Source organism: Acinetobacter defluvii, assembly GCF_001704615.3.
Classification (GTDB): domain Bacteria; phylum Pseudomonadota; class Gammaproteobacteria; order Pseudomonadales; family Moraxellaceae; genus Acinetobacter; species Acinetobacter defluvii.
Window position 1 is genome coordinate 1 of record NZ_CP029390.2, and the last position, 7,173, is coordinate 7,173.

A 7,173-nucleotide genomic window follows, 5' to 3' on the forward strand; every position below is an offset into this window, starting at 1 on the left:
AATCATCAAAAACATTGGCAAGAAGTATCAAATCCGTTCATAAAAAAGCCGACTTGTTTCCAAGTCGGCTTTTTAGGTTTTGCGTCCCAATTTTTTATAGCATAACTTTTTGAAATATAAAACTATTTATGAGTACGTTTCGTATAAGCTCTATTATGTTAAATAGGGGAAAAATTAGGGTAACTCGATATTTAACTGCTTTAACCTTTTCTTTGCTATTTCTTGCTGGTCAGGATTAAACAAAGCAGAATATTCAGGTTTTAAAATGAGATATTCGACTGTTAACTTTAAAGCTTCTGGTCCTCTTGAATATAGTTCTGTAAAACCATCAGGTATTTTACTTGATGAAATTAATAGTCGATTGGCTGTTTCAATTCCTCCGTACTGATCAAGCATTTTTTTAAATCTTGTTGGTTTATACGGTGGAGTAAGCTCTTTTGACTTATCGTAGATTTGTCGCATTTCTTCATTAAATTTTTGTTCTACTTCAAACATATTAACCTCTATTTTTTAATTCTTTAAAGCGAAATTACCATTCAATGTTAATGCTTTTAGCACCACGATTTTTTAATTCTTTAATTAAGTCCTCTACAGATAAGTCTTCAATACTATTTGAGGATTTTAAATTAACTCTAGTACCTGTAGATAGGTAATCGTTCAATTTTCTCCAAGTTTCTTGACTTGGTACTGAGTAGTAGTTTTCATGACAAGTATGTTCATAACGTCCTATCATTACTGTATTTATACCAATTGCTTCTGCAAGCTCTGTATTTGTTAATCCTTTTTTCTCACGTTCTTGTTTTAAAGCAATGTGGAAATCATTAGAATCTCTAGGAGGTAACATAAAAATACTCTTAAATGTTTTAGTGGTTAAAATATACAATAGTATTAAAGAGTATTTAGATCAAGTATTTTTTGAAATTATTTTTATCTATAGAGTTTTTTTAAGCTTTCCTAAAATTAACATAATACACCTTATACGAAATGCTTTGATTTATCCCTTCTAAATCATTATCTTACTTTGAGCCGTTCCAGTATTCAGCGCACTGGAACGGCTTTTTTGTGACTATTCACGTTCCACGCCTATTCTTTGATCAATGTTTCACGGTTTTAATTAAATAAACTGAATAATTCAATCTGCACGATTTAAGCGATTATCTTGAATAAGATCATCCAATTTATCTTCTAAATCTTCAATCTTATATTTGAGCGATAAAATAGAATTTTTTAAACGCTCATTTTCAGGAGCATCAGGATTTTTTAATTGATTAAAAATTTCTAATAATTCGTTGCGATTAGTGCTTAACCTTTCAATGTCACTTTCAATAGCCATTCTTGGTGTCCACAGAGCAAGTAAAATTTGCTCATAGTCTTTGAGTTCTTGATGGCTCATTGCATCTAATTCAGCTCTAGTTTTCATGGTTTAAAATCCGTCTTGCTATGAAGAGCTTTAAAAATCCGCTTTGCTGTTTCCTCTCTTACACTTTTCGGATCTCGTAAGATGCCACTAATCCAAAGGGCAAAACTAGGATAGTCCTGGAAGTTACTTAGGTCTGATAGCTCAGAAAGTTTAGATAAAATAGCACTGTACTTGTTAATTTGAGCATCAGACAGGTTGCAGAACATATCTATTGTTTTTGGATCTCGCTCAGGAGCTATTAATTTTGGCTTAGATTTTTCTTTCACAGTGAACTTAAAGCCGACAACAGAACGTCCTTTTTTAACTGGACTATAGTCAACTGTTACATCGGTAAATTCATTAATTTCATCTAATGAGCTCTTCAAAACTCTTCGTTTTAAGTTCCTCAAATCTCTATAAGATTCTGGTAAACCAAACTCTGTAAACATTTCATCTAGCGTTAATTCAAAGCCATTTTTTGCCTGATTTTTTTTCGCTAAATGGTAAAAATCTATTGAGTAGTCTTTTTTTAATTTTAGAACTACATCTTTTTTATAACGAGTGTATGGATTGTATTTATCTAAAATTTTCAACATCACCAAAACAATAGATGTAAACCTTAAAGATATCCCTGCATCTTCATAAGTAGCATCAATTACCCAGTTAGAGTAGACCTTTTTCCCCCTATCATTAACGTATGAAAAGGACCGATCTACTAGTTTTTTTGACGCATTTTCAATTTGTTTATAAGCAGAATTGACTTTGATACCACAGTCATCAGCAAATTGTTGAGCAGATATTAAGATTTGATCTTGTTCACTTGCATCGACATTTCTAGCAATCGGAGAAGCCATAATTAAAATTCTTTTTTCATCTACAGACATGCTTTTAAAGCATTCAGTAACTTTGTTTTGAATAGCCATTGTTGTTACTGGATAAGATTTATCATAACTATTTTCTTTATTCATTCAGATATCAAACCTTATAAAAAATGAACATGATTTTTGTACCCTTATGAGAAAACAATGTACACCAATAAACATAAGGGTACAATAATTTATTTGTACCCTTTATCATGCTATTTGTACCCTTTAATCATGCTATTTGTACCCTTTTAAACGATAAAATCATGCTATTTGTACCCTTTATCATGCTATTTGTACCCTTTTAACGCTTGAAACTATTGCTGCATAAGGTTTTCAGAGGGTCTAAAAGCTTTTAAAAGCTTTTTAAAAGAATAAAAGGGAATTTATTTCCAAAGTGAGTTATTAAAACTGCCCTTGGTACTCGCTAAAGCTCGTACTCTATTGAAGCTCGTTTCACTCGCTTCGTGGGGGCAGTTTTTTGCATATATGATCAAGGATTCAAAAAGCAAAACATGAATAATGCATTCGCTATGCTCATGCTTTTTGACGAGCAAAAGCATCAATACTTCGCTCGTAGACACTCGCTAATCACTGTCCCCAGTAATTCAATAAAAAACGGTTTTTCAGAGGGGGAATAAGCAAACTTTCGTTGTGTCGCTCGTAGATACTCGCTAAAAGGCTCTCATTTGCGTTCTAAGCGATTTTATTTTTATCAACTATAGTTTTACTGTATTTCTATCAAAAGTCGCTAAAACCCCCGTTTTTTTGCGCTTAAATGGGATTTCTAAGGCGTGTAGTCATGGTTATTGTCATTTTCTGGCTTTTTAGGCTCATTTCTCTGCTGTTTTTCTTGTTCTTGGCGTCTTACAAATGCCAAATGTTCTTGTTGCTCTCGTTCTTGTGCATAGCGTTGTTCTTGTTGCTCTCGTTCTTTACGTAACTGCTGTTCTCTAGATTCACGATCTTTTCGGTCGTTTTCGAGCTGTATTGCTCTTTTTTGGGAAAACTCTTGCTGCGCTTCGGTCTCAATTTTTTTTGTAAAAGCCGCATGCAATTCTTGGATTTTTAGATCTTCCATTTCTTCTGCATATAGTCGCTTTTGTTTTTCACCATTTTGAGGACTAAAGTATTTATTTCCATAGTTATCTTCTTCAAATATATAACTATTTATGATCTCCAGTCTTTGATCGCGTACATACTCTTGATACTCAGTTTCTCTGCGTGATATTTCAGAAATTTGATGATCTATATTTGAAATTTGATCATTAAGTTTTCGTTGTTTAACAGTGATGTTCGGTTCGTCAAATTTTGCAAAAGACTTTTTAGGCTGGAGCAGCTGATTTTCTTCTGTCCATTTATTTAAATGATCAGAATATCTCTCTTTTTTTTCTATTTCACTAAGACCAGAAATATGCTTTTGGATGTCTAGTTGGGTGTTGTGTTGGTCGATCAGGTCATTTATTTGATTGATCCATTTTGTTTTAAAAAATAAAGGCTCTTTTTTGCGTAGTTCTGATATTGCAGAACTCATCGTGTCTAATTTTGTTGTTAATTTTGATAATTCTTCATTTTGGAATTCATAAAGTTTCTGAGAAGTTTTTTCTGAATACTCAGCTTGAGAGTATTGAAACTGAAGCTCACTTCGTACTTTTTGAACAAGATCCTCAGATACTTTGATGTTTTCATCCAGTGCGATGACCTTTTTGATTTTTAAATTACGTAGCTTAATTTCATCATTTTTCAGACTAATTTCTGTAAATATCCCTCGTCTCCGGAGGTATGTCGCTTGAGGACCTTCGTGCTGAGTTGCTTCTAGGTCACTTTCCTGGTCTTCATAACTTCTGTGATCGACACGTTCATCAAATCCATTTTGTTCCAGGTGATGATTGCATAACTCTGCAAATGATTCTCTCCAGTGGCTTACAGTTTCTGTGCCATTGTCACGACTGAAGTCCCTATATTTTTTTGCTGAAAAGCCACCCTGCTCATTAATACTTCGGGTTGTGAACATGATGTGTGCATGGTAGTTGCGTTCATCACTTCCACTGTCTGTATGAGGTGCATGAATAGCAGCATCAACGATGACACCGTATTTTTTAACGAGGTTTCGGCAAAGTTCATTGAGCATATTTTCACGCTGTTCAGCGTTTAACTCACTGGGAAATGCAATCTCAAACTCTCTTGCAAGTAATGCATCTTTTCTACGTTCAACCTTTTCGACTTCATTCCAAAGTGTTTGGCGCTTGAGTAACTCAGTATTTGTATTTTCAGGTGCATAGATTTTTGTAAATTCGACACCAGTTTTTCTTGTGTAGTCTTGTTCTTTTCCATAAAAATCGCATACCAATTTTTCACTTGAACGATATGCAGCACAAGCAACGGCCGATCGTCCATTACCTCTACTAATCGTTTTAACTGAAAAATGATATATCGCCATTTTGCTTTTGCTCTTTATTTCGATTTATCGAAATTACCAACATGTATATGTTGGTCAGGGGATTACAAAGGGGATTTACCCCTTGTCGCACCATTGGATGAAATCCAATGGCTAAGTGCGCCCTTCGGGAAAACCACGATAGCATGGGCTGTCTTGAATTTCAATTCAAACAGACCTATGCTTGAGGGGGATTCCTTGAGATGGTGATGGTATGAGTGTTGAAACTTTAGAGCAAAAAATTGCAAAGCAAGAAGAACGATTAAGACAACTAAAAGCACAAAAACAAGCTATTGCTGCTCGTGAAAAAAAGAAAAATTCTGATCGACAAAGAAAAGATGATACTAGACGTAAAATTCTACTGGGAGCTTGGGTTCTAAACAAACTGAAAAATGATGAATCTTTTAAGGGTCAACTAACCGATTTTGAAAAGTTTTTAAGCACGGAAAGTAAGACTGAAGAAAATAGGCAGAAAGATAAAGATCTTTTTAATGGCGTTATATGGAATAACACCTAAATTTCGCATATGAGATTTTGTATTAAATAAAAAAACAATCCCCTAAAAATAGGGGATCTTGTTAGTAATGGAATCGACATTGAATTATAGAGATTCGTTCATCTGTCACTTCATAAACTAATCTATGCTTTTCATCAATCCTACGACTCCAAAATCCTGAAAGATTAGCTTTTAAAGGTTCTGGTTTTCCTGTTCCTTCAAAAGGTGTTCGCTGACATTCTTTGATTAAGGTATTAATACGCTTAAGTATCTTTTTATCCTGTGTCTGCCAATAGATATATTCATCCCAGGCATTATCAGTCCATTCGACGTTACGATTCGTCATCCTCAATCAACTCTCTGTGTTTTGTTTTCCCTGCACGTAATTGAGCAATTGATTCATTTAAACGACTTGCATTATTTGGAGATGAAAGGAGATATAACGTTTCCATTAAGCTATCATAATGATCTTGTCCCATTACTACAGCATGGCCACCTTCTTTTCTTGTAATAAAAGCAACGTCTACATCATCAATTACTTTATCTAAAACAGATTTTAAATTGTTACGTGCGTCCGTATATGTAAATACATGCATATATCTATCCCTCATAGGGTAAGCTGCGTCAAAACGCTGCTAGCTAGACTACCTAGGCGGTAGTGATTGAAACTTTACAATCCTAAATGTACAGAATACTGTACATATTGTCAATTTCGTATAACAGCCATTATGTTAAATCATCGTATTAGAAGATAAATTTTCAGATGTAGTAATTGATCTAAAATGATGTTTCCAAAGTTGAATTCCTAAATTTCCACTTCGATCTAAAGAAGAACCTACAGTTAAATCTGTAACTAAGCAGGGGAAAAGACCAGCATCAAATAATCTAAAACCAGCAGCAAGAACACACGTATCCGTTTGGATACCACATACATAAACTTGTTGAGTATCTAAACCTTTCAAATACTGAATCAAGTCATCTGTTGGAGAATATCCATACTTAATAAATACTTTCTCTACTTTTAGTGGACATTCATCAAATTCCGATGGAGCCCAATTTAGCTGGCTTTTGAAGGGAACTATTGATTCATCATGTAGTTCTATAGTCGCGATTGAATGAACCGAAGGCAGCAATTTTTCTAATTTTTGTATTAACCAGTTAGGAGGATTAAAAGTTGATTGAACATCAATTATTAACAGGACTGGTTTCATAAATAATAACAAATTAGTTTTAGTAAATTGATTTTATCAAAGAGAAGCCTTTTAAGAGCTACTAAAATTAATATAATATGCCTTATAAGAAATCTGAAAAAAACAATTTAAATCAATATTTTAATGTGTTTTTAAAAAATTCACATAACAGCCATTATGTAAAAAGGCTTAATCAAAATAACCTAAAATTGCTAAAGTAGGTATAAAAAAGATCGCAAATACACCAAAATATTGAATCATCTTCTTATGTCTGAAATCTCGTTTAGAAATGATCAAAAGCAAAGCTGAAAAAGAAATGACTATTAATGTCCATGAAATTGAATACATACTTAAATCCTAATTAATTATGTTGGGCTTTAAATTTCTCTAAAATTAACATAATACACCTTATACGAAAGGCCCATAAATTGGGCTTTTTGGTCATGCATTTAACATAAAATCTCATCTACGAAATCCAGATTCAAGACATAAAAAAGCCCGACATCCTGTCGGGCTTTTTTAGATTGGGTTGCTCGTCTTGCTGATCTCGTGCTGCCCATTCCTTGCGCTACTTTCTTATTCTTGTTTTTTTGGAAACATCCTGTTCCCTGTATAGCCATCATAGGATTAATGCCTTGAATTACCAATCCGCAAAATCCTTAAATCTATGTAAGTTTTAGCTTACAAAGTTGGCCTATTTTTATCCCAAGAGTTGTCCGCAGAAATTGGGGATGATTTAAGCTCTCTATGGATTGATAATGCACACTAAAGTTTCATTTTGATTAAAA

9 protein-coding genes are annotated in these 7,173 nt (G+C 33.6%); 1 reads left to right on the forward strand and 8 read right to left on the reverse strand.

Translation table 11 applies throughout. The features are described 5' to 3' along the window. Positions 1-174 precede the first annotated feature (174 nt). The 5 genes from DJ533_RS00470 to mobQ all read right to left on the reverse strand — a co-directional run bounded on the left by DJ533_RS00470 (position 175) and on the right by mobQ (position 4,702). Positions 175-495, reverse strand: a complete 321-nt coding sequence (locus DJ533_RS00470; RefSeq protein ID WP_065995572.1) for a hypothetical protein — start codon at positions 493-495, stop codon at positions 175-177. A 34-nt stretch (positions 496-529) separates the two neighbouring features. Then, complete coding sequence (locus tag DJ533_RS00475; RefSeq protein ID WP_050049565.1) at positions 530-844, reverse strand: helix-turn-helix domain-containing protein; 315 nt, start codon at positions 842-844, stop codon at positions 530-532. A gap of 288 nt (positions 845-1,132) precedes the next feature. Further along, complete coding sequence (locus DJ533_RS00480) at positions 1,133-1,420, reverse strand: hypothetical protein (RefSeq protein WP_000857160.1); 288 nt, start codon at positions 1,418-1,420, stop codon at positions 1,133-1,135. Beyond that, complete coding sequence (locus tag DJ533_RS00485; protein WP_001031297.1) at positions 1,417-2,367, reverse strand: replication initiation protein; 951 nt, start codon at positions 2,365-2,367, stop codon at positions 1,417-1,419. Before DJ533_RS00485 ends, DJ533_RS00480 begins: the two co-directional genes overlap by 4 nt. Before the next feature lie 682 nt (positions 2,368-3,049). Then, positions 3,050-4,702, reverse strand: a complete 1,653-nt coding sequence (gene mobQ / locus DJ533_RS00490) for a MobQ family relaxase (RefSeq protein WP_004870770.1) — start codon at positions 4,700-4,702, stop codon at positions 3,050-3,052. A gap of 211 nt (positions 4,703-4,913) precedes the next feature. Between mobQ and DJ533_RS00495 the strand changes: the two genes are divergently transcribed. After that, on the forward strand, positions 4,914-5,216 hold the full coding sequence (locus DJ533_RS00495; RefSeq protein ID WP_000110201.1) for a hypothetical protein: 303 nt from the start codon (positions 4,914-4,916) through the stop codon (positions 5,214-5,216). A 61-nt stretch (positions 5,217-5,277) separates the two neighbouring features. On the opposite strand, the gene DJ533_RS00500 is transcribed toward DJ533_RS00495, so the two are convergent. The 3 genes from DJ533_RS00500 to DJ533_RS00510 form a co-directional block, all read right to left on the reverse strand. Next, a complete protein-coding gene (locus DJ533_RS00500) occupies positions 5,278-5,541 on the reverse strand; it encodes a Txe/YoeB family addiction module toxin (protein WP_000184943.1) in 264 nt (87 codons plus the stop codon). Then, positions 5,528-5,791: a type II toxin-antitoxin system Phd/YefM family antitoxin gene (locus DJ533_RS00505; RefSeq protein WP_000557944.1), complete on the reverse strand. Its 264-nt coding sequence runs from the start codon at positions 5,789-5,791 to the stop codon at positions 5,528-5,530. Before DJ533_RS00505 ends, DJ533_RS00500 begins: the two co-directional genes overlap by 14 nt. A gap of 135 nt (positions 5,792-5,926) precedes the next feature. Next, positions 5,927-6,406: an isochorismatase family protein gene (locus tag DJ533_RS00510; RefSeq protein WP_065995571.1), complete on the reverse strand. Its 480-nt coding sequence runs from the start codon at positions 6,404-6,406 to the stop codon at positions 5,927-5,929. Positions 6,407-7,173: the final 767 nt, after the last annotated feature.

Coding starts and splice junctions, on each gene's coding strand:
- DJ533_RS00470 (WP_065995572.1), bottom strand. CDS start 495: ATGTTTGAAGTAGAACAAAAATTTAATGAAGAAATGCGACAAATCTAC.
- DJ533_RS00475 (WP_050049565.1), bottom strand. CDS start 844: ATGTTACCTCCTAGAGATTCTAATGATTTCCACATTGCTTTAAAACAA.
- DJ533_RS00480 (WP_000857160.1), bottom strand. CDS start 1,420: ATGAAAACTAGAGCTGAATTAGATGCAATGAGCCATCAAGAACTCAAA.
- DJ533_RS00485 (WP_001031297.1), bottom strand. CDS start 2,367: ATGAATAAAGAAAATAGTTATGATAAATCTTATCCAGTAACAACAATG.
- mobQ (WP_004870770.1), bottom strand. CDS start 4,702: ATGGCGATATATCATTTTTCAGTTAAAACGATTAGTAGAGGTAATGGA.
- DJ533_RS00495 (WP_000110201.1), top strand. CDS start 4,914: ATGAGTGTTGAAACTTTAGAGCAAAAAATTGCAAAGCAAGAAGAACGA.
- DJ533_RS00500 (WP_000184943.1), bottom strand. CDS start 5,541: ATGACGAATCGTAACGTCGAATGGACTGATAATGCCTGGGATGAATAT.
- DJ533_RS00505 (WP_000557944.1), bottom strand. CDS start 5,791: ATGCATGTATTTACATATACGGACGCACGTAACAATTTAAAATCTGTT.
- DJ533_RS00510 (WP_065995571.1), bottom strand. CDS start 6,406: ATGAAACCAGTCCTGTTAATAATTGATGTTCAATCAACTTTTAATCCT.